The organism is Pseudomonas sp. 24 E 13, assembly GCF_900004715.1.
Taxonomy (GTDB): Bacteria; Pseudomonadota; Gammaproteobacteria; order Pseudomonadales; family Pseudomonadaceae; genus Aquipseudomonas; species Aquipseudomonas orientalis_A.
In genome coordinates this window covers 132,296-152,322 of sequence record NZ_CVTO01000117.1, presented here as the reverse complement: position 1 = coordinate 152,322, position 20,027 = coordinate 132,296, and the positions used below count along the sequence as shown (strand labels likewise).

Annotated in this window: 19 protein-coding genes; 6 read left to right on the top strand and 13 right to left on the bottom strand. The window is 62.4% G+C overall.

Annotated features, from left to right (window positions below; translation table 11 throughout):
- Position 1: 1 nt before the first annotated feature.
- From pcaD to pcaR, 10 genes are all read right to left on the bottom strand, one after another.
- Positions 2–793, bottom strand: coding sequence for a 3-oxoadipate enol-lactonase (gene pcaD, locus BFP90_RS13890; protein WP_065893424.1), 792 nt, complete (start codon positions 791–793; stop codon positions 2–4).
- 10 nt (positions 794–803) lie between these two features.
- Positions 804–2,168 (bottom strand): 3-carboxy-cis,cis-muconate cycloisomerase, encoded by a 1,365-nt coding sequence (locus BFP90_RS13885; RefSeq protein ID WP_065897023.1) that lies wholly within the window; start codon positions 2,166–2,168, stop codon positions 804–806.
- A 10-nt stretch (positions 2,169–2,178) separates the two neighbouring features.
- Positions 2,179–3,474, bottom strand: coding sequence for an MFS family transporter (locus BFP90_RS13880; RefSeq protein WP_065886164.1), 1,296 nt, complete (start codon positions 3,472–3,474; stop codon positions 2,179–2,181).
- Between the two features lie 187 nt (positions 3,475–3,661).
- Positions 3,662–4,228 (bottom strand): protocatechuate 3,4-dioxygenase subunit alpha, encoded by a 567-nt coding sequence (gene pcaG, locus BFP90_RS13875; protein WP_065886163.1) that lies wholly within the window; start codon positions 4,226–4,228, stop codon positions 3,662–3,664.
- Between the two features lies 1 nt (position 4,229).
- Positions 4,230–4,934: a protocatechuate 3,4-dioxygenase subunit beta gene (gene pcaH / locus BFP90_RS13870; protein WP_065897021.1), complete on the bottom strand. Its 705-nt coding sequence runs from the start codon at positions 4,932–4,934 to the stop codon at positions 4,230–4,232.
- Positions 4,935–4,951: 17 nt separating this feature from the next.
- Positions 4,952–6,154 (bottom strand): 3-oxoadipyl-CoA thiolase, encoded by a 1,203-nt coding sequence (gene pcaF, locus BFP90_RS13865; RefSeq protein WP_176717566.1) that lies wholly within the window; start codon positions 6,152–6,154, stop codon positions 4,952–4,954.
- Complete coding sequence (locus BFP90_RS13860; RefSeq protein WP_065886160.1) at positions 6,151–6,930, bottom strand: CoA-transferase subunit beta; 780 nt, start codon at positions 6,928–6,930, stop codon at positions 6,151–6,153. The genes pcaF and BFP90_RS13860 overlap by 4 nt, the downstream gene beginning before the upstream one ends.
- Complete coding sequence (locus BFP90_RS13855) at positions 6,930–7,787, bottom strand: CoA transferase subunit A (protein WP_065886159.1); 858 nt, start codon at positions 7,785–7,787, stop codon at positions 6,930–6,932. Before BFP90_RS13855 ends, BFP90_RS13860 begins: the two co-directional genes overlap by 1 nt.
- Before the next feature lie 270 nt (positions 7,788–8,057).
- Complete coding sequence (locus BFP90_RS13850; RefSeq protein ID WP_065893420.1) at positions 8,058–9,398, bottom strand: MFS transporter; 1,341 nt, start codon at positions 9,396–9,398, stop codon at positions 8,058–8,060.
- A gap of 144 nt (positions 9,399–9,542) precedes the next feature.
- Positions 9,543–10,385 (bottom strand): pca regulon transcriptional regulator PcaR, encoded by an 843-nt coding sequence (gene pcaR, locus BFP90_RS13845; protein ID WP_065886157.1) that lies wholly within the window; start codon positions 10,383–10,385, stop codon positions 9,543–9,545.
- Between the two features lie 508 nt (positions 10,386–10,893).
- Between pcaR and BFP90_RS13840 the strand changes: the two genes are divergently transcribed.
- Both BFP90_RS13840 and BFP90_RS13835 read left to right on the top strand, forming a co-directional pair.
- The gene (locus BFP90_RS13840) at positions 10,894–11,094 is read left to right on the top strand and encodes a hypothetical protein (RefSeq protein WP_003172389.1); all 201 of its coding nucleotides are present in this window, start codon (positions 10,894–10,896) and stop codon (positions 11,092–11,094) included.
- Positions 11,095–11,420: 326 nt separating this feature from the next.
- Positions 11,421–12,896 carry an inorganic phosphate transporter gene (locus BFP90_RS13835; RefSeq protein ID WP_057723136.1) on the top strand — a complete coding sequence of 492 codons (1,476 nt, stop codon included), beginning with the start codon at positions 11,421–11,423 and terminating at the stop codon, positions 12,894–12,896.
- A gap of 187 nt (positions 12,897–13,083) precedes the next feature.
- On the opposite strand, the gene ccoM is transcribed toward BFP90_RS13835, so the two are convergent.
- Positions 13,084–13,200 carry a cytochrome c oxidase subunit CcoM gene (gene ccoM, locus BFP90_RS29430; protein ID WP_017530457.1) on the bottom strand — a complete coding sequence of 39 codons (117 nt, stop codon included), beginning with the start codon at positions 13,198–13,200 and terminating at the stop codon, positions 13,084–13,086.
- Between the two features lie 143 nt (positions 13,201–13,343).
- Positions 13,344–13,505 carry a hypothetical protein gene (locus BFP90_RS28820; protein WP_090408332.1) on the bottom strand — a complete coding sequence of 54 codons (162 nt, stop codon included), beginning with the start codon at positions 13,503–13,505 and terminating at the stop codon, positions 13,344–13,346.
- Positions 13,506–13,637: 132 nt separating this feature from the next.
- On the opposite strand from BFP90_RS28820, the gene BFP90_RS13825 reads away from it, so the two are divergent.
- The 3 genes from BFP90_RS13825 (at position 13,638) to BFP90_RS13815 (ending at position 16,249) form a co-directional block, all read left to right on the top strand.
- Positions 13,638–14,510: a LysR substrate-binding domain-containing protein gene (locus BFP90_RS13825; RefSeq protein ID WP_065897019.1), complete on the top strand. Its 873-nt coding sequence runs from the start codon at positions 13,638–13,640 to the stop codon at positions 14,508–14,510.
- A gap of 90 nt (positions 14,511–14,600) precedes the next feature.
- On the top strand, positions 14,601–15,071 hold the full coding sequence (locus tag BFP90_RS13820; protein WP_065897017.1) for a RidA family protein: 471 nt from the start codon (positions 14,601–14,603) through the stop codon (positions 15,069–15,071).
- Positions 15,068–16,249, top strand: coding sequence for an aminotransferase class V-fold PLP-dependent enzyme (locus tag BFP90_RS13815; protein WP_065897016.1), 1,182 nt, complete (start codon positions 15,068–15,070; stop codon positions 16,247–16,249). The genes BFP90_RS13820 and BFP90_RS13815 overlap by 4 nt, the downstream gene beginning before the upstream one ends.
- Here BFP90_RS13815 and BFP90_RS13810 read toward each other — a convergent pair.
- The gene (locus tag BFP90_RS13810; RefSeq protein ID WP_065893415.1) at positions 16,246–16,587 is read right to left on the bottom strand and encodes an aspartate-semialdehyde dehydrogenase; all 342 of its coding nucleotides are present in this window, start codon (positions 16,585–16,587) and stop codon (positions 16,246–16,248) included. The two genes, BFP90_RS13815 and BFP90_RS13810, sit on opposite strands and share 4 nt — an antisense overlap.
- 219 nt (positions 16,588–16,806) lie before the next feature.
- Here BFP90_RS13810 and rapA point away from each other — a divergent pair, with 219 nt between their 5' ends.
- Positions 16,807–19,653 carry an RNA polymerase-associated protein RapA gene (gene rapA / locus BFP90_RS13805; RefSeq protein ID WP_065886151.1) on the top strand — a complete coding sequence of 949 codons (2,847 nt, stop codon included), beginning with the start codon at positions 16,807–16,809 and terminating at the stop codon, positions 19,651–19,653.
- Positions 19,654–20,027: the final 374 nt, after the last annotated feature.

The window sequence follows — 20,027 nt, the reverse complement described above, 5'->3', positions numbered from 1 at the left end:
CTCAGCGACCCAGCAGAAATTCAATCACGCGGTCGCTGAACGCAGCGCCGGCTTGTACATTGGACAGATGCGCCGCATAGAACTCGGCGTATTCGGCGCCCTTCACATGGTTCTGGATAAAGTGACCGCCGGCGGGTGGTGTCACCGCGTCTTCCGTGCCGGCAATCACCAGGGTGGGCACTTTGATCGACGCCAACTGATGACGGAAATCCGCATCGCGCACCGCCGCGCAGTTGGCGGCATAGCCTTGGGGCGAGGTGGCCGCGAGCATGTCGGTGATCTGCTCGGCCTGGTGGGGGTTGGCGGCGGCAAAATCGGCGGTGAACCAGCGTGCAATCGAGGCATCACGCAGTGCAACCATCGCCGCCGCGCCATCGCGCAACACCGTTTCGATACGCGGGTTCCACACCTCAGGTGTGCCGATCCTGGCAGCGGTGTTGCAGACCACCAGGCGATCGAGCCGCGTGCCGGCGTTGATGCCCAACCATTGGCCGATCAACCCGCCCATGGACAACCCACAGAAATGGGCACGCTGGATGCCCAGCGTATCCAACAGCGCCAGCACATCCTGGCCCAACTGTTCGATGCTGTAGGGCCCCTCGGTGACCAGGGATTTGCCATGGCCGCGGGTATCGAAACGCAGCACGCGAAAATGCTGGGTGAATGCCGGCACCTGGATGTCCCACATATGTAGGTCAGTACCCAGGGAGTTGGACAGCACCAGTACCGGTGCATCGGCGGGCCCATCGAGTTGGTAATGCAGGTCGCCCTCGGCGAGTTGTACGAAAGCCACAGCGTTCTCCTTACGCAGTCAATGCAAAGTGTTCGGTCACGGCGCGGCTGACCCAGGTAGAGGCCTGGCCCAGGTAGTTGGCCGGGTCGAGCAGACGGTCCAGTTCGGCCGACGACAACTGGGCGGTGACCTGCGGCTGGTCCGCCAGCACGGCACGCAAATGCCGCTGCTCGGCGACCGCGCGTTTGCAGCACTGCTCCAGCAAGTGGTGCGCGGTTTCACGGCCCAGGCGCTGAGCCAGCACGCTGCTGACGGCTTCGGCCAGCACCAGGCCCTGGGTCAGCTCGAGATTGCGGGCCATGCGCTCGGCATCCACCTCCAGCCCTTCGCTGACCAGCAGCGCCTGTTCCAGTGCCCCCGAGACCAATCGGCAGATCTGCGGCAAGGTTTCCCATTCGGCGTGCCACAGTCCCAGGCTACGCTCGTGCTCCTGGGGCATGGCACTGAACATCGTCGCCACCAGGCCGGGCACGCGGGTCGCGGCGCTGATCAGCACGGCGGCGCCGACCGGGTTGCGCTTGTGCGGCATGGTCGAAGAGCCGCCCTTGCCCGGCGCCGAGGGCTCGAACACTTCCGCCTCTTCGGTTTGCATCAACAGGCTGATGTCGCGACCCAGCTTGCCAAGGCTGCCGGCGATCAGGCCAAGCACGCTGGCAAACTCCACCAGACGATCACGTTGGGTGTGCCACGGCTGCTCGGGCAAGTTCAGTTGCAACTCGGCAGCCAAGGCTTGCGCCACCGGCATGGCCTGCTCGCCCAGCGCAGCCAGGGTGCCCGACGCACCGCCAAACTGCAGCACCAGCAAACGCGGTTTCAATTCCACCAGGCGCTGGCGACTGCGCGTCACCGCGCCCAGCCAGCCGGCGATCTTCATGCCCAGGGTGACGGGCGTAGCGTGTTGCAGCCAGGTGCGCCCGACCAGAGGGGTCGATGCATGCCGCTGCGCCTGGGCCGCCAATACATCGCCCAGGCGCGCCAGGTCCGCTTCGATCAGCTCCAGCGCGCGGCGCAATTGCACCACCAGGCCGGTGTCCATCACATCCTGGCTGGTTGCCCCCAGGTGCACATAGCGCTCGGCCCCGGCGTCTTCAGCGGCAATCAACTTGCCCAGCGCCTTGACCACTGGAATCGCCGAATTGCCCGCCGTGGCAATCGCCACACTGAGCGCATCCACGTCATACAGCGAAGCCAGGCAGGCCTGGGCAATCGGCGCCACGGCGGCCTGCGGGATCAACCCGACCTGGGCCTCGGCCCGGGCCAGCGCGGCCTCGAAATCCAGCATGCCCTGCAAGCGGCCCTGGTCACAGAACACCTCGGCCATGCTGTCAGCGGTGAAGTAGGCGTCGAACAGTTGGTTGCTCGTGCGCAGTGTCATAACTCATCCCTTACAAATCGTGATGCAGGTACGCCGCCTGTTTCGGCAGGCGCAAGCTGAACAGGAACGCCACGGCCATCATCGCGGTGACGTACCAGTAGAAAGTGTTTTCCATACCGATGGACTTCAGGCTCAACGCAACCACTTCCGCCGAACCGCCGAACACCGCGTTGGCCACGGCATACGCCAGGCCCACGCCCAATGCACGCACCTGAGGTGGGAACATCTCGGCTTTGACCAGGCCACTGATGGAGGTATAGAAGCTGACGATCGCCAGTGCCAGCGTGATCAGCACAAAAGCCAGGAACGGACTGGTGACGGTTTTCAGGGTGAGCAGGATCGGCACCGTGAACAGCGTGCCGAGGCCGGCGAACCAGAGCATGGAATTGCGCCGGCCGATCTTGTCGGCGAGCATGCCGAACAGCGGCTGCATGCACATGTACAGAAACAGCGCGCCGGTCATGATGTAGCTGGAGGTCTTGGCGTGCATGCCGACGGTGTTCACCAGGTATTTCTGCATGTAAGTGGTGAAGGTATAGAAAATCAGCGAGCCGCCGGCGGTGTAGCCCAACACGGTGATGAAGGCTTTGCCGTGGTCACGGAACAGCGCGACGATACTGCCGGCGTCCTTGTCCTCGCGCATTTCCTTGCTGGTGGTTTCCTTGAGGGTGCGGCGCAGCAACAGGGAGATCACCGCCGCGATGGCGCCGATCACGAACGGAATACGCCAGCCCCAGGCACGCAATTCTTCTTCGGTGAGAATCTGCTGCAGGATCACCACCACCAGCACCGCCAGCAGTTGCCCGCCGATCAGGGTCACGTACTGGAACGAGGCGAAGAAACCGCGCTGGCCCTTGAGCGCCACTTCGCTCATGTAGGTCGCCGTGGTGCCGTATTCGCCCCCCACCGACAACCCCTGGAACAGCCGCGCCACCAGCAGCAGCGCCGGGGCCCAGGCGCCGATATCCTTGTAGGTCGGCAGGAAAGCGATGACCAGGGAACCGGCGCACATCATCAGCACCGAGATCATCATGGAATTCTTGCGGCCATGTTTGTCGGCAACCCGGCCAAACAGCCAGCCGCCGATCGGACGCATCAGGAACCCGGCGGCGAACACGCCGGCGGTGTTGAGCAGTTGGACGGTGGGGTCGTCCGAGGGGAAAAAGGCCGGCGCAAAGTAAATCGCGCAGAAGGCATAGACGTAGAAGTCGAACCATTCGACCAGGTTGCCGGAGGAAGCACCGACAATCGCAAAAATCCGTTTGCTGCGTTCTTCTCCGGTGTAGTGACTGGTTTTTGTTGTCATGGTTTTTACTCAGTGGGAACGGTTATAGCCTAGACATACTTTGCAACAACCGTGTCATGCAAGCAGACTTTTGGCTATGGAGTGCTTGTAAGGGCCCCATCGGGGGCAAGCCCCCTCCCACACTTGGACTTGTGAATACATTCAAATGTGGGAGGGGGCTTACCCCCGATAGGGCCCTACAGCCAACTCAATAATCGAAAAACACCGTTTCCCTGTCTGTCCCCTGCAAAACCACATCCCACTGATAAACCCCCGCCGCATCCTGCCTGGCAATCAACGTACCGCGACGCTGCGCCGGCACACACGCCAGCAAGGGGTCATCCCCATTCAACGCCTCACCGTCAAAATAAATCCGCGTCAGCAAGTGCTTCACCAACCCGCGCGCAAACACCAGCACCACCAGATGCGGCGCCTGGGTCGTGCCTTGAAGCCCGGGCACACTGCCCGGCTTGATCGTAGTAAAGCGGAAGCGCCCCTCGGCATCCACCGGCACGCGGCCAAAGCCTTCGAAGTTGGGATCCAGCGCTTTGTCCTGTTCGTCTTCCGGGTGGTCGTACTTGCCGGCGGCGTTGGCCTGCCAGACCTCAAGCATGGCGTCGTTGACCACATCGCCGTTGCCGTCCACCACCTGCCCGCTGATCGCCACGCGTTCGCCCAGGGTGGCGGCGACCGTCAGGTCTTCGCGGTTCAGCCAGGTCAGGCCGATGTGGTAATACGGCCCGACGGTGTGGGACGTGGTTGCGTAAAGGCTCATCTCATTTCTCCATCGGCGTGGCGTCGCGGCCGCGCAGGACGATGTCCCAGCGGTAGCCGAGGGCATAGGAAGGAATGGTTTTTTCCAGATCGAAGCTTGCGATCAGGCGTTGCTTGGCGCTGGTGTCCGGCACGCAGTTGTAGATCGGGTCGTATTCGAGCAGCGGGTCGCCGGGGAAATACATTTGCGTGACCAGCCGCGTCAGCACGCTGGGTCCGAACAGCGAAAAGTGGATATGCGCCGGGCGCCAGGCGTTGTGGTGATTGCCCCACGGGTAGGCGCCGGGCTTGATGGTCTGGAACTGGTACCAGCCCTCGGCGTCGGTGACGGTGCGCCCGGTGCCGGTGAAGTTCGGGTCCAGCGGCGCATCGTGCAGGTCGCGCTCGTGGTTGTAGCGACCGGCGGCATTGGCCTGCCAGATCTCCACGAGGATGCCCGGCACCGGCAGGCCGTTCTCGTCCAGCACCCGCCCGTGAATGATGATGCGTTCGCCCTGGGGCTCGCCCTCGTGCTGGGCGGTCAGGTCGTTGTCTGTCTCGCTGACGCGCTCGGCGCCGATGGTCGGGCCGGTGATTTCCGACAACGAATGGGGCAGGAACACCAACGGCTGCGAGGGCGAACGCAAGTTCGTCGACTGGTAGGCCGGGTGCAGGTAGTCAGGTTGAGTGCCCGCGTGCGGGCGCCGGTAACCGGGCTTGTCATTCATGCAGCAATCCTCTCTTATCAGACGCGTTCAATCGCCAGGGCCAGGCCTTGGCCCACGCCCACGCACATGGTCGCCAGGCCTTTGCGCCCGCCGGTTTTTTCCAACTGGTGCAGGGCTGTCAGTACCAGCCGCGCACCGCTCATGCCCAGGGGGTGCCCCAGAGCGATGGCGCCGCCGTTGGGGTTGACCTGCGGCGCGTCGTCGGCGATCCCCAACTCGCGCAGCACGGCCAGGCCTTGGCTGGCGAAGGCTTCGTTGAGTTCGATCACGTCAAAATCGGTGACCGCCAGACCGAGGCGCTCCACCAGCTTGCGCACCGCCGGCACCGGGCCGATCCCCATCACGCGCGGGGCGACGCCGGCACTGGCCATGCCCAACACCCTGGCGCGGGCGGTGAGCCCGTGTTTTTTCACCGCGTCGGCCGAGGCCAGAATCAACGCGGCGGCGCCATCGTTGACGCCCGACGCGTTGCCGGCGGTGACGCTCTTGTCCGGGCCGTTGACCGGCTTGAGTTTGGCCAGGGCCTCAAGGGTGGTGTCCCGTGGATGCTCATCATGCTCCACCACGGTTTCGCCTTTTTTGTGGGCCACCCGCACCGGCACAATCTCTTCGGCAAAGAAGCCGGCGGCCTGCGCGGCAGCGGTACGTTGCTGGCTGCGCAGGGCAAAGGCATCCTGGTCGGCGCGCGAAACATTGTAGTCGTCGGCGACGTTATCGGCGGTCTGCGGCATCGCGTCGACGCCGTATTGGGCTTTCATCAAGGGGTTGATAAAGCGCCAGCCGATGGTGGTGTCTTCAAGCTTCATGGTGCGTGAAAACGCCGCATCAGCCTTGCCCATCACGAACGGCGCGCGGGACATCGACTCGACGCCGCCGGCAATCGCCAGCTCCATTTCGCCGCTGGCAATCGCGCGAAAGGCCGTGCCGATGGCGTCCATCCCCGAAGCGCACAGGCGATTGAGGGTCACGCCGGGAATACTCTCCGGCAGGCCCGCCAGCAGCAGCGCCATGCGTGCCACGTTGCGGTTGTCTTCGCCGGCCTGGTTGGCGCAGCCGAGGAACACTTCATCCACGGCGCTCCACTCCACCGTTGGGTTACGTTCGATCAGCGCCTTGATCGGCAGGGCTGCCAGGTCATCGGCGCGCACCGTGGACAAGCCACCGCCGAAGCGGCCGATGGGGGTGCGAATGGCGTCACAGATAAAGACATCGCGCATCAGGCTTCTCCCGGTGCTTGGCCATGGGCGGCTGCGGTGCGTGCTTCGAGGTCACGCAGGGCGCTCAGCTCAACCTCAGTCGGTTCGGCGGTCACCTCGACCTGGTCGGCAAAACGAATGGCCCAGCCGGTCGCCGCGACCACTTGCTCGCGGGTCACCCCAGGGTGCAACGCAGTGACCACGAACTCATGGCTGCCCTCCTCCGGCTCCATGATGCACAGGTCGGTAATGATGCCGACCGGACCGGCGCCCGGCAGGCCCAGGCGCTTACGCGAATCCCCGCCTTCGCCGTGGCCGACCGAGGTGATGAAGTCCAGCTTGTCGACAAACGAACGGGACGACTGTTTAAGGATGATCAACACGCTTTTGGCGGAACCGGCAATTTCCGGCGCGCCGCCGGCACCCGGCAGACGTACCTTGGGCTGGTGATAATCGCCGACCACGGTGGTGTTGATGTTGCCGAAACGGTCGACCTGAGCCGCGCCGAGAAAGCCGACGTCGATGCGCCCGCCTTGCAGCCAGTAACGGAAGATTTCGCCGGTGGGCACCACGGTATCGGCGGTTTCCGCCAACTCACCGTCACCGATGGACAGCGGCAACACCGAGGGCTTGGCGCCAATCGGGCCGGACTCGTAGATCAGCACCACGTCAGGCGAGGAGGTCAGGCGCGCCAGGTTGGCCGCCTTGGACGGCAGGCCGATGCCGACGAAGCACACCGAGCCATTCTTGAGGCGGCGCGCGGCGGCGACGGTCATCATTTCATTGGTGGAATAGGTCATTACTTGGCCTCCTGCGCGCTGGCCAGCCTGGCCTGGAACTCGCTGAAATCAGCAGTGCCGTGGATGTATTCGTCGATCCAGGCGGTAAAGGTCCCACGGTCGCGGGCAATCGGGTCCCACGCCTGGTAGAAACGGTTATCCCGCTCGTTGTAGCCATGGGCGTAGGACGGATGCGCGCCACCGGGCACATGGCACACGGCGGTCAGGGCCCAGGTCGGCAATACGCAGCTGTTCATCGGCGCGTTCAGGTCGTCGACGATTTCCTCGACGGTGACGATGCAGCGCTTGGCCGCCAGGGCCGCTTCCTTCTGCACGCCAAGAATGCCCCATAGCAGCACGTTGCCCTTGCGGTCGGCCTTCTGCGCATGAATTACCGTCACATCCGGGCGTACCGACGGGACCGCCGCCAGCACTTCGCCAGTAAACGGGCACGTGACGGTCTTGATCAGCGGGTTGACCTTGGGCAAGTCGGAACCGGCGTAGGCCCGCAGCACCGCAAACGGCAGGCCGGAGGCGCCGGCGACGTAGGCGTTGGCCAGGTCGGCATGGCTGTGTTCTTCGATCTCCAGCGGCTGCGGCCACTGTTTTTCCACCGCGTCGCGCAGACGATGCAGGGAACCCACGCCCGGGTTGCCGCCCCAGGAGAAAATCAACTTGCGCGCACAGCCGGCGCCGATCAACTGGTCGTAGATCAGGTCAGGCGTCATACGCACCAGCGTCAGGTCTTTCTTGCCCTGACGAATGATTTCATGACCTGCGGCGGTGGGGATCAGGTGAGTGAAGCCTTCGAGGGCGACGGTATCGCCGTCGTTCACGAAGCGCTTGACCGCATCGCGCAGGGTGAGAATTTCAGCCATGGGGTTGGGCTCCCGGTGTTGATCGAAAAAGGCGCTGAGGGGGGCGCCGAAGTGTTTGAAGATTAAGCCGGGGGAATGGGTGGAACAATCCGATAATCGACTCAGCGTTCGATTATCGAACGCATTGTTGCCTGGCTAACTTCTTGACCGCAGATGATCCAATGTGGGAGGGGGCTTGCCCCCGATAGCGGTGTATCAGCCAGCAATTATCAGGCTGACCCACCGCAATCGGGGGCAAGCCCCCTCCCACACTTTTAACCTCGCCAGAGATCAGGTCGCATCGGCGTGGCTGACCATGCCCTTGATCACCACCGCTGCCGTGGCCAACCCCGCCGGAATCACCAGCGCCGTCAGCACCTGCTCGAAGTTCCAGCCCAGGCCCAGCAAGGTAGCGCCCATCCACGCACCGAGAATCGCGCCGAAACGGCCAATGCCGAGCATCCACGACACGCCGGTGGCGCGGCCCTGGGTCGGGTAGAAGCGCGCAGCCAGGGAGGGCATCGCCGATTGCGCACCGTTGACGCACATCCCGGCAATCAGCACCAGGGTCGCCAACAGGGTGATATTGCCCAGGCTCTGCCCGACCGCGTAGGCAAATACCCCCGCCAACAGGTAGAAGGTGCCAATCACCTTGTGCGGGTTGAACCGGTCCATCGCCCAGCCCACGCCGACGGCGCTCAATACGCCGCCAAACTGGAACAAGGCTCCGATAAAGGCGGCCTGCTCCATGCTGGCGCCACTGTCGCGCATCAGGGTTGGCAGCCAACTGGTGAGCAGGTACACAATCACCAGGCCCATGAAATAGGTGAGCCACAGCAGCAGCGTGCCGGCGCTGTAGGTACCGGAAAAAATCACCGCGAACACGTTGCGCGCCTTGACGGTCTTTTGCTCCGGCACGCTGAAGTGAGTGGCCTGGGCGACAATGGCCGGTTCAATCGGGGACAGGGCCTTGCGTACCTTGTCGGTGCCACGGTTGCGCACCACCAGGTAACGCGCCGACTCCGGCAACCACACCAACAGCACCGCGCCCAGGATCAACGGCAGGATGCCACCGATCAACAACAGGCTGTGCCAGCCGAAGGCCGGGATCAACTTGGCCGAGATAAACCCGCCACCGGCCATGCCCAGGTTGAAGCCGCAAAACATGCTGGTCACCAACAGCGACTTGTGCCGCTCGGGGGTGTATTCGGAGAGCAGCGTGGTGGCGTTGGGCATGCCTGCGCCCAGCCCCAGGCCCGTCAGAAAACGCAACACCAGCAGTTGATCGACATTGCTGCTGTAGGCCGAAGCCAGGCTGAAGGCACCGAACACCAGCACCGCGCCCACCAGCACCCCTTTGCGCCCGAAGCGGTCGGCCAGCGGGCCGGAACCCAGCGCGCCGAAGACCATGCCGATCAACGCGGCGCTCATCACCGGGCCGAGGCTCGCGCGGTCGATGCCCCAGTCCTGGGACAGCGCGGGTGCGATAAAGCCCATGGCGGCGGTGTCGAGGCCGTCGAGGAAGACAATCAGGAAGCACAGGATCACCACGCGCCACTGGTAACGTGACAAGGGCTGGGCATTGATGAAGGACTGCACGTCCAGGGTAGAACCGACAGATGGCTGATTCATTATTTTTATTCCACACCGATGGCGGGCCAGCGACCTGGGGTCGCCATTATTATTGGAGCGCGCCCTTAAGCGCTGCCGCACATTAATAAGCCAGGGGAAACAGCGTCAATTGATCACGCCGGGTTCTGTGCGGTCACCGAACACTCAGGCAAACAGTTGCATGCTCAGCTCGCGACTGGCGCTGAGCATGCTCGGCAGGAACCGCTGCTCCAACTCGCTGCGGCTGACTCGTCCGGCATGGGTGCTGACATTGAGCGCGGCCAACACCTGGCCGGATGCGTCGTAAACCGGTACGGCGATCGAACGCAGGCCCTGCTCCAGTTCCTGATCGACGATGCACCAGCCCTGCTGACGCACTTGTTGCAGGCATTCGAACAACGCTTCGGGCGTGGTCAAGGTGCGACTGGTCTTGGTTTGCAGGTCGGCGTGGTCAAGGTAATCCTGCAACGAGGCGTCATCCAGGGCGGCCAGCAGGATGCGGCCCATGGAGGTGCAGTAGGCCGGCAAGCGCCCGCCCACGGAAAGGTCAACGGAAATCAGGCGCTGAGTGGTGGCCGAGCGGGCGATGTAAAGAATGTCGTCGCCTTCAAGGGTCGCCATGTTGCAGGCCTCGTGAAGCTGTTCGCTCATGCGATCCAGGTAGGGCTGGGCCGACACGGCCAGGGGGGTCGACGATAAATAGGCGTGGCCCAGGGTCAGCACCTTGGGCAGCAACGAGTAGGTACGGCCATCGGTGGTGGCATACCCCAGCTTGATCAAGGTATGCAGGCAGCGGCGCACGGCGGCACGCGGAATTTCGGTGCGATGGCTGATCTGGGCGATGGTCAGGTGACGCTTGCGCTCCTGAAACGCCTGCACCACGGCCAGGCCACGGGCCAGGGAGGTCATGAAGTCCGGATCACCGGTGAACGCCTGGATGCGCTTGGCCGGTGATGCCACGATCGGCGGCGCCACCGACGCGAAGGAGTTGCGCAATTGATCGTTCATTTCAGGGATCCTTTTTCTTGTTTTCAACCACAGAAGGGCTGGCTGCTATTACAAGCCGCACGGTGAGCGATGCACAAGGCAAGGGCGGCAACATTGGGCGATTATCGGACGATGATGCGATTATCGCAATTCTCGGCTGCCGAACCTGCCACAGTGCGTTGCCGGTAAAAAACGGCTGCCTTGAGGGTATATGTTCAGCCAACACTTACGTGGTGATGTAACAAAACTCGCACATGAAGTTGAGGCTTTTTAAATTTATGCCGATAGCGTTCTTCAAATGCGTCGCTATAATGCAGCCTGTACAGAGGTCAGCCCAATTCGGTTATTGGGATCGGAGCTCGCCCGGCGCCGCATCCCGTGCGCAGGGTCGATTAAAGCAGTGGATTGAAAAAGCGATCTCAGGTCCCTGCTTAAACTTGAACAGGGCGTCTGTTGAAGTATGTACACCCGAGGCGCCTTTTGGCATGAAGTTGTACCCTTATTAAACCCAACTCAATTAGGTAACACTGTGACGAAAGATGAACTGCGCGCGGAACTTGAGCGCCAGGAGCAACGTTACAAGGACGTTTACGGCGGGGAAGTCACCACCTACGCCGCCCAGCCTGAGCCGGAACGTAAGCCCTGGCGCAAGCGCGCCAGCCTGCTGGACCAGGCATTCGCCCAGGAAATCCAGAAGATCGAGCAAGAACTCAAGGCCGAAGAGCCCTAGGGCGAGTTGAGCCTCCAGGCTTTACGGTCGGTGCCGATCTTCACCTGCGAAGGGCAGCGACCTTCAAAACCACTGGTCGGCGCCCTACTGCCGCTAACGAAATTTCATACAAATGTTTCACACATGACATTTTTGTGTCGAAACCGTGTTTTTTCGCGCCCTGGCTTTACAAATCAAGCACTTGCCAAAGCCCCGAAAACCCTGGGATGCGCCTGTGCAGGCCGGTTTTTTTCACGCTAGATTGTTACCGATGAGCAGCTAATGCATCGATTACCGAGGTTTTCTGGCATAATCGCGCCCCCTTACGACCGGGTCAGAAAACCTTCATGATCGATTTATTCAGCGGACTGGATGCTTGGGTTCTAGTGAGCCTGTTGCTCGCCCTGGCCTTTGTCCTCGCCTTCGAGTTCATCAATGGCTTTCATGACACCGCTAACGCGGTGGCCACAGTCATCTATACCAAGGCCATGCCGCCGCACCTGGCGGTGTTCTTCTCCGGGGTGTTCAACTTCCTCGGCGTGTTGCTCGGCGGTGTGGGTGTCGCCTACGCCATCGTGCATCTGCTGCCGGTGGAGTTGCTGATCAATGTGAACACCGGCCATGGTTTGGCGATGGTCTTCTCATTGTTGGCGGCGGCAATCACCTGGAACCTGGGCACCTGGTACTTCGGTATCCCGGCCTCCAGCTCCCACACGCTGATCGGCTCGATCCTCGGTGTGGGCCTGGCCAACGCCCTGATCAACGATATTCCCCTGGCTGACGGTGTGAACTGGCAGAAAGCGATCGATATCGGTGCGTCCCTGGTGTTCTCGCCGATGGCCGGCTTTCTCGTCGCAGCCCTGGTGCTGATTGGCCTGAAGTGGTGGCGCCCGCTGTCGAAGATGCACAAGACCCCGGATCAGCGCCGCAAGCTTGACGACAAGAAGCACCCGCCGTTCTGGAACCGCCTGGTGCTGGTGATTTCGGCCATGGCGGTGAGCTTCGTGCACGGCTCCAACGATGGGCAAAAAGGTATCGGCCTGATCATGCTCGTGCTGATCGGTATCGTGCCGGCGCAGTTCGTGCTCGACCTGGGCAGCACTACCTACCAGATCGAACGTACCCGCGATGCCACCGTGCATTTGAGCCAGTTCTACCAGCGCAACAATGCCACGCTCGGCGAGTTCCTGGCCCTGGGCAAAAGTGTGAAGGACGATCTGCCGGGCAAGTTCCAATGCAACCCGCAGCAGACCGAGCCGACCATCAACGCGCTGGTTGATACGCTCAAAGGTGTTTCCGACTACCACGCGTTGAGTGCCGACCAGCGCATCGAAGTACGTCGTTACCTGCTCTGCCTGGACGATACCGCCAAGAAAGTCGGCAAGCTGCCTGGCCTGGATGCGCGTGAAAAGTCCGACCTCGACAAGCTGCGCAAGGACCTGACCGCCACGACCGAGTACGCGCCGTTCTGGGTGATTCTCGCGGTCGCACTGGCCCTGGGCCTGGGCACCATGGTCGGCTGGAAACGCGTGGTGCTGACCATCGGCGAGAAGATCGGCAAGCAAGGCATGACCTATGCCCAAGGCATGTCGGCGCAGATCACCACCGCCACCATGATCGGCTTCGCCAATATCTTCGCCCTGCCGGTGTCCACCACCCACGTGTTGTCTTCCGGCGTGGCCGGTACCATGGTCGCGAACAAAAGCGGCCTGCAAGGCGGCACGGTCAAGACCATCCTGATGGCCTGGGTGTTGACCTTGCCGGCAACCGTAGGCCTCTCCGCCGGGTTGTTCTGGCTGGCGTCCTGGGCGCTGGGCAGTTGATGATCGTTCCCACGCTCTGCGTGGGAATGCATTCCGTGACGCTCCGCGTCACCCATGCGCGGGCCTCAACAGCGGGACGCGGAGCGTCCGAGGCGGCATTCCCACGCAGAGCGTGGGAACGATAGGCAAAAAAAAGGGCGACCGAAGTCGCCCAAAATGCCTTGCGTGCCCTGTCATCCGGAAAAACCTAAGGTTTTTTACGCTTGTTTGCGTCTTTCCAGATAAAAAATCCGAATCCAACAAAAAACAGCACCATGAGGCTTACGGTCAGCACTCCGGCAAATACCACATTATCGATAAACATGACCGGCCTTCTGCACTTGCCCTGTTGCGATAGGGCTAAGTTAATGGAGAAGGCGGAATGGAAAATTGACGGGGATCAATGTCGCCCGCGACGGGGCGTAAAGAAGGGCAATAACTGACCTGGATCAATCAAGGCCAGTTGATTCAACGTTTTTTCGGCTTGTTCTTCGACTTCTTCTTGGCTTTACCCAAGGGCATCGCCTGTTCAAATGCCTGGCGCACTTCGTTCAGGCGTTTGTCATTAAGGTCATGCACGCGCTTGGCGCGTTCGGCATTCAGGTCGATCAGCTTGTCGTCGTCACTCATGGCTTGGCTTACGTTATGGCGGGAATGCCCAATAATGCGGTCTCCCGCGCCCGACGGCAAATCAGCGGGCGACAAAATGCAGGGCATCGACCAGAATCGGCACCTTCCTTTCTCCCCAGGAGACGCAACCCGGTGGCACTGCACAAGGACCTTCCTCCGTTGCTGGCCCTGCGCGCCTTTGAGGCTGTGGCGCGGCACTTGAGCTTTATCAAGGCGGCAAATGAGTTGTCGGTAACCCAGAGCGCCCTGAGCCACCACGTGCAGAAACTTGAGCAACACTTGGGCAAACCGCTGTTTATCCGGCGCACACGTGCGATAGATCTGACGGTGGACGGCCAGCATTACTACAACGAAATCCGCCCGGCCCTGGATGCCATTGCAACCGCCACCCGCCACCAAAAAGCAGTACCCGGCCCCAGCCTGCTGCGCGTCGGCTTGCTGGCGTCCTTCGCCACGCTGTGGCTGGCGCCGCGCCTGGCGGAGTTTCTCAATCGCTACCCGCATATCCAGGTTGAATTGCTGCCCGCCATTCAATTGGCCAACGTCGCCGGTGCCGAGGTTGACCTGGCCATCCGTTACGGCAAGGGCGACTGGCCCGACGTGCACGCCACGCGACTGATGACCGAAACCCTGTCACCGGTATGCAGCCCGGCCTTCAAGGCCGGCCAATCCCACGATAGCCCGCTGTTGATGGCCACCTCACACCGCCCGTTCGAGTGGACGGATTGGTCGCAGCATTATCAGGTCGACCTCGAGCGCCACCCTCGCGTGATGCTGCATGACTACAACATCGTGGTCGAAGCCAGCGTGGCCGGCCAGGGAATCGCCATGGGCCGCCATCGCCTGATCCAGCGCAAGCTTCGCGACGGCAGCCTGGTGGAGGCGTTCGACTGGCCGCATTATCACAGTGAGATCGGCTACTGGCTGATCACGCCCCACAGTCCGCCGAGCGAAGCAGCGGCATGTTTTATTCAGTGGCTGCAGGAAACCTGCGCCGACGCATGATTTTTTTCGATGCGTCGGTTGAGATCTATCCGTTTGTCGACCACCCGTGCAGCCAACATGCTGGAACCTCACCCCTCAAGAGGTTGCATCATGAGCGACTCCATCCGTCAACGCGTTCACGCCCTTGGCCTGACACTGCCGACTGCCAGCCAACCGGCGGCCAACTACATCAACCATGTCGTCAGCGGCAACCAACTCTTCATTTCCGGGCAAATTCCCCTGCTCGATGGCACGCCCGCCTACGTCGGCCGCGTGGGCGACACGCTGGATGATCAACAAGGCGCGCAGGCGGCAGAACTCGCGGCACTGGGCCTGCTCGGGCAACTGAGCGATGCCCTCGGCGATGACCTGTCGCGCGTGGTGCGCATCGTGAAGCTGGGGGTATTCATCGCCTGCACCGCCGATTTCCAGCGCCAGAGCGCGGTCGCCAATGGCGCGTCGAACCTGTTGGTCAACGCCCTCGGTGACAAAGGCCAGCATGTGCGCACCGCCGTCGGCGTGAGCAGTTTGCCGGCGGGCGTGGCCGTGGAAGTCGACGCCATTGTCGAGTTGCAACCGTGACCCCGCTGGCCATCCAACAACTGCGAGCAGCCACGCCCGGCTGCCAGGCCGGCACCGTGCACTTCAATCATGCCGGTGCTTCTCTGCCCAGCCAGGCCACCCTCGACGCCATCGTCGCGCAACTGCAACGCGAAGCCCAGGACGGTCCGATGGAAGCTGGCGAGCATGGCGCCGTGCTGGTGGAGCAGGCCCGTCACGCCGCCGCGCAATTGCTCAATGCGCCCGCGTCCTCGATTGCCTTCGCCAGCAGTGGCTCGACGGCCTGGAACCTGGCGTTCCAGGCCCTGGGCCCATGGCAGCCAGGTGACCGCATCCTGGTCGGCCGGCATGAATGGGGCGGTAACCTGGCGAGCATGGCAATGGCCGTGCAAGCAGGTGCCCGAATCGACGTCATCCCCTGCGACGCGGCCGGCGCAGTGTGCCCGGTGGCGCTGGAGGCGATGATCGACGCCGACGTGAAGTTGATCAACCTCACTTGGCTGCCGGCCAACGGTGGCCTGATCAACCCTGCCCAGGCCATCGGCGAAGTGGCGCGGCGTCACGCCATCCCCTACTTTATCGACGCTGGCCAAGCGCTTGGCCAGGTGCCTGTGGATGTACAGGCGCTGCACTGCGATGTGCTCAAGTGCGCCGGCCGCAAGCACCTGCGCGGGCCACGGGGCACGGCACTGTTGTATGTAAGGCCGGCGTTTTTGCAGCGCCTGAATCCTGCCCAGCGCGATGTGTTTTCAGCCCCCTGGACCGCCGCAGGTTTCGATGTGCGCAACGACGCGCGGCGCTTCGAAACCAGCGAAGCGTCCTTTGCCTTGCTGGCCGGACTCGGCAATGCCTTGCAGGAGATCAATCAACTGGGGATCGAGCAGGTATGGGAAGGCGTCTCGCGCACCAGCGCGCGAATCCGCGAAGGGCTGCGCCAGATACCGGGGATTTCCTTGCATGACATGGGCACGCTGCAGTCCGGACTGATCGCCTTCAACCTGACCGGTTGGGACGCCTTCGAACTCAAGCAGCGCCTGGGCTTGCAGCGCATCAACATCGGCGCCAATGGTGTTGCCTACACACCACTGGACATGCAGGCGCGCGGGCTGAACAGCATTGCGCGAATCTCCGTCAGCCCACTCAACGACGACCGGGACTGCGCGTTACTGCTGGAGGCCTTGCGAGCACTGCGCGACTAAACCTCGATGTCGACCCACAAGCCCTGGCGTGGCGCGTCTTCAATCAGCGGCGCCACGGGCACGGTGTTGTCGGCGTTGAGCAGATCGCCGGGAATCGGCAGGTGCTGCTCAGGGTCGTCGCCAGCTTCACGCTGACGTTTTTGCTGCTCTTGCTGGCGGCGTTGTTCTTCGCGCAGCAGAAAGGTCGACTGCTCCGCATCGCCCTTTTTCAAGTCGATGGTGCTCTCGTTGGAGCCCGGTTGAACCGGCACGACGGGCGGGATATCCGGCTTCTGGCGCACCGGATCGAGTTGCGACGTGACCGGCACGACACTGACGGGCAGCATGGGTGGCAACATAATCTTGATTCTCCTGATCAACAGGCTGTCGGCGCGCCCCTGGGCGACTTGAGCGCGCGCTCGCCAAGCTGTGACCCAGTCGACAGTTGTGAGTGCCCGCCACCCGTCGATTTAGCCGGCGGGCGTACGCACCAACCCAGTAGTTTTCGTCAGAGTCCTTGGGCGTGGGGCCTTGTTCCGTTAAGATAGTCGGCTTTTTCACGGCGGGAGTCAGGCAGCATGGCGCAGCAGTATCAACCGGGGCAACGCTGGATTAGTGACAGCGAAGCAGAGCTGGGGTTAGGCACCGTTCTGGCACAGGACGGCCGCTTGTTGACCGTGCTCTATCCGGCCACTGGCGACACTCGCCAGTATGCGCTACGGAATGCGCCCCTCACCCGCGTGAGGTTTTCGCCGGGCGACAGCATCACCCATTTCGAAGGCTGGAAAATGACCGTACAGGAAGTCGACGACGTCGACGGCCTGCTGGTCTACCACGGCCTCAACGGGCAGAACGAGCAGGTCACGCTGCCGGAAACCCAACTGTCCAACTTCATCCAGTTCCGCCTTGCCAGCGACCGCCTGTTCGCCGGGCAGATCGACCCGCTGGCCTGGTTCTCGCTGCGCTACCACACCCTGGAACATACCAGCCGCCAACTGCAGTCCTCGCTGTGGGGCCTGGGCGGCGTGCGTGCGCAACCGATCGCGCACCAACTGCACATCGCCCGTGAAGTCGCCGACCGTATCGCGCCACGGGTATTGCTGGCCGACGAAGTGGGCCTGGGCAAGACCATCGAAGCGGGCCTGGTGATCCATCGCCAGTTGCTCTCGGGCCGCGCCAGCCGCGTGTTGATCCTGGTCCCGGAGAACCTGCAGCACCAGTGGCTGGTGGAAATGCGCCGCCGCTTCAACCTGCAGGTTGCACTGTTTGACGAAGAACGCTTTATCGAAAGCGATGCCACCAACCCGTTCGAAGACACTCAGCTGGCGCTGGTCGCCCTGGAATGGCTGGTAGACGACGAGAAGGCCCAGGACGCGCTGTTCGCGGCCGGTTGGGACCTGTTGGTGGTCGACGAAGCCCACCACCTGGTGTGGCATGAAGACAAGGCCAGCGCCGAATATTCACTGGTGGAACAACTCGCCGAAGTGATTCCCGGCGTGCTGCTGCTCACCGCCACCCCGGAACAACTCGGCCAGGACAGCCACTTCGCGCGCCTGCGCCTGCTCGACCCGAACCGTTTCCACGACCTGCACGCCTTCCGCGCCGAGAGCGAGAACTACCGCCCGGTGGCCGAAGCCGTGCAGGAGCTGCTCGACAAGGGCCGCTTGTCGCCTGCCGCGCACAAGACCATCCAGGGTTTCCTTGGTAACGAAGGCGAAGCCTTGCTGACCGCCGTCAACGATGGCGACACCGAAGCCAGCGCGCGCCTGGTGCGTGAGCTGCTCGACCGCCACGGCACCGGCCGCGTGCTGTTTCGCAACACCCGCGCCGCCGTACAAGGCTTCCCGGAGCGCAAACTGCACGCCTACCCGCTGCCGAACCCGGACGAATACATGGAGTTGCCGCTGGGCGAACATGCCGAGCTGTACCCCGAAGTCAGCTTCCAGGCGCAACCGGACATCGAGGAAGAGCACCGCTGGTGGCGCTTCGACCCGCGTGTCGAGTGGCTGATCGACCAACTGAAAATGCTCAAGCGCACCAAGGTCCTGGTGATCTGCGCCCACGCCGAAACCGCCATGGACCTGGAAGACGCCCTGCGCGTACGTTCCGGCATCCCGGCCACGGTGTTCCACGAAGGCATGAACATCCTCGAACGCGACCGCGCCGCAGCGTACTTCGCCGATGAAGAATTTGGCGCCCAGGTGCTGATCTGCTCGGAAATCGGCAGTGAAGGCCGCAACTTCCAGTTCTCCCACCACCTGGTGCTGTTCGACCTGCCGTCCCACCCCGACCTGCTGGAACAGCGCATCGGCCGTCTGGACCGGATCGGCCAGAAACACGTGATCGAACTGCACGTGCCGTACCTGGAAACCAGCCCGCAAGAGCGCCTGTTCCAGTGGTACCACGAAGCGCTGAACGCGTTCCTCAATACCTGCCCGACCGGCAACGCCTTGCAGCATCAGTTCGGCCCACGCCTGCTGCCGCTGCTGGAGAACGCCGACGACGGCGAGTGGCAAGCGCTGATCGACGAGGCCCGTGCCGAGCGTGAGCGTCTGGAACAAGAACTGCACACCGGCCGCGACCGCTTGCTGGAACTCAACTCCGGCGGCGCCGGTGAAGGCGATGCGCTGGTCGAGGACATCCTCGAGCAGGACGACCAGTTCGCCCTGCCGATCTACATGGAAACCCTGTTCGACGCCTTCGGCATCGACAGCGAAGACCATTCGGAAAACGCGCTGATCTTGAAACCCAGCGAAAAGATGCTCGACGCCAGCTTCCCCTTGGGCGACGACGAAGGCGTGACCATCACCTACGACCGCAACCAGGCGCTGTCGCGTGAAGACATGCAGTTCATCACCTGGGAACACCCGATGGTGCAAGGCGGCATGGACCTGGTGCTGTCCGGCTCCATGGGCAACACCGCCGTGGCGCTGATCAAGAACAAGGCGCTCAAGCCGGGCACCGTCTTGCTGGAACTGCTGTATGTCAGCGAAGTGGTTGCCCCGCGCTCGCTGCAACTGGGTCGCTACCTGCCCCCGGCGGCCCTGCGCTGCCTGCTGGATGCCAACGGCAATGACCTGTCCGGCCGCGTGTCGTTCGTGACCTTGAACGACCAGTTGGAAAGCGTGCCGCGTGCCAGCGCCAACAAATTCGTGCAGGCCCAGCGCGACCAGTTGACGCCGCGCATCAACGCCGGCGAAGAGAAAATCGCCCCGCGTCACGCCGAGCGCGTGGCCGAGGCCAAGCGTCGCCTGGCAGCCGACACCGACGAAGAACTGGCGCGCTTGACCGCCCTGCAAGCGGTCAACCCAACCGTACGCGACAGCGAGTTGGTGGCCCTGCGCAACCAGCGCGAGCAAGGCCTGGCCATGCTCGACAAGGCCGCGTTGCGACTGGAAGCGATTCGAGTGCTGGTGGCGGGTTGATCACTGACTGCTGAAAAAGAAAGGCCCGCACACAATGCGTAATGCCGTTCAGTTAAGGCTTTTTGTAGGAGCGAGGGGGCGCCTAGCTCTTGCTCGCGAAAAACCACAGGCGCCGCGTTCAATCAGGAAACACGCGTTATCGTTGACGTTTTTCGCGAGCAAGCTCGCTCCTACAGAGGGCGATGTACGCTTAACTGAACACGGGGTTTTTTTATAAGCCTTCAGCGCCTCATCGGGGCATCTACACAACTTTGTAGGCTATAGAAGCCTGCAGTAACCACGATGCGAAGCGAGCCGCTCTTGCTCTTGATCTGCTTTTGATCTTGATCTTAGGCGCCCCGTTAAACCACGCTGGCCGAACGCAGGCTTGAATC

Bases quoted from the DNA above. Each gene is read 5' to 3' on its own strand.
- BFP90_RS13885 (WP_065897023.1), bottom strand. From the start codon at position 2,168: ATGACACTGCGCACGAGCAACCAACTGTTCGACGCCTACTTCACCGCT.
- BFP90_RS13880 (WP_065886164.1), bottom strand. From the start codon at position 3,474: ATGACAACAAAAACCAGTCACTACACCGGAGAAGAACGCAGCAAACGG.
- pcaG (WP_065886163.1), bottom strand. From the start codon at position 4,228: ATGAGCCTTTACGCAACCACGTCCCACACCGTCGGGCCGTATTACCAC.
- pcaH (WP_065897021.1), bottom strand. From the start codon at position 4,934: ATGAATGACAAGCCCGGTTACCGGCGCCCGCACGCGGGCACTCAACCT.
- BFP90_RS13860 (WP_065886160.1), bottom strand. From the start codon at position 6,930: ATGACCTATTCCACCAATGAAATGATGACCGTCGCCGCCGCGCGCCGC.
- BFP90_RS13855 (WP_065886159.1), bottom strand. From the start codon at position 7,787: ATGGCTGAAATTCTCACCCTGCGCGATGCGGTCAAGCGCTTCGTGAAC.
- BFP90_RS13850 (WP_065893420.1), bottom strand. From the start codon at position 9,398: ATGAATCAGCCATCTGTCGGTTCTACCCTGGACGTGCAGTCCTTCATC.
- pcaR (WP_065886157.1), bottom strand. From the start codon at position 10,385: ATGAACGATCAATTGCGCAACTCCTTCGCGTCGGTGGCGCCGCCGATC.
- BFP90_RS13835 (WP_057723136.1), top strand. From the start codon at position 11,421: ATGATCGATTTATTCAGCGGACTGGATGCTTGGGTTCTAGTGAGCCTG.
- ccoM (WP_017530457.1), bottom strand. From the start codon at position 13,200: ATGTTTATCGATAATGTGGTATTTGCCGGAGTGCTGACCGTAAGCCTC.
- BFP90_RS28820 (WP_090408332.1), bottom strand. From the start codon at position 13,505: ATGAGTGACGACGACAAGCTGATCGACCTGAATGCCGAACGCGCCAAG.
- BFP90_RS13820 (WP_065897017.1), top strand. From the start codon at position 14,601: ATGAGCGACTCCATCCGTCAACGCGTTCACGCCCTTGGCCTGACACTG.
- BFP90_RS13810 (WP_065893415.1), bottom strand. From the start codon at position 16,587: ATGTTGCCACCCATGCTGCCCGTCAGTGTCGTGCCGGTCACGTCGCAA.
- rapA (WP_065886151.1), top strand. From the start codon at position 16,807: ATGGCGCAGCAGTATCAACCGGGGCAACGCTGGATTAGTGACAGCGAA.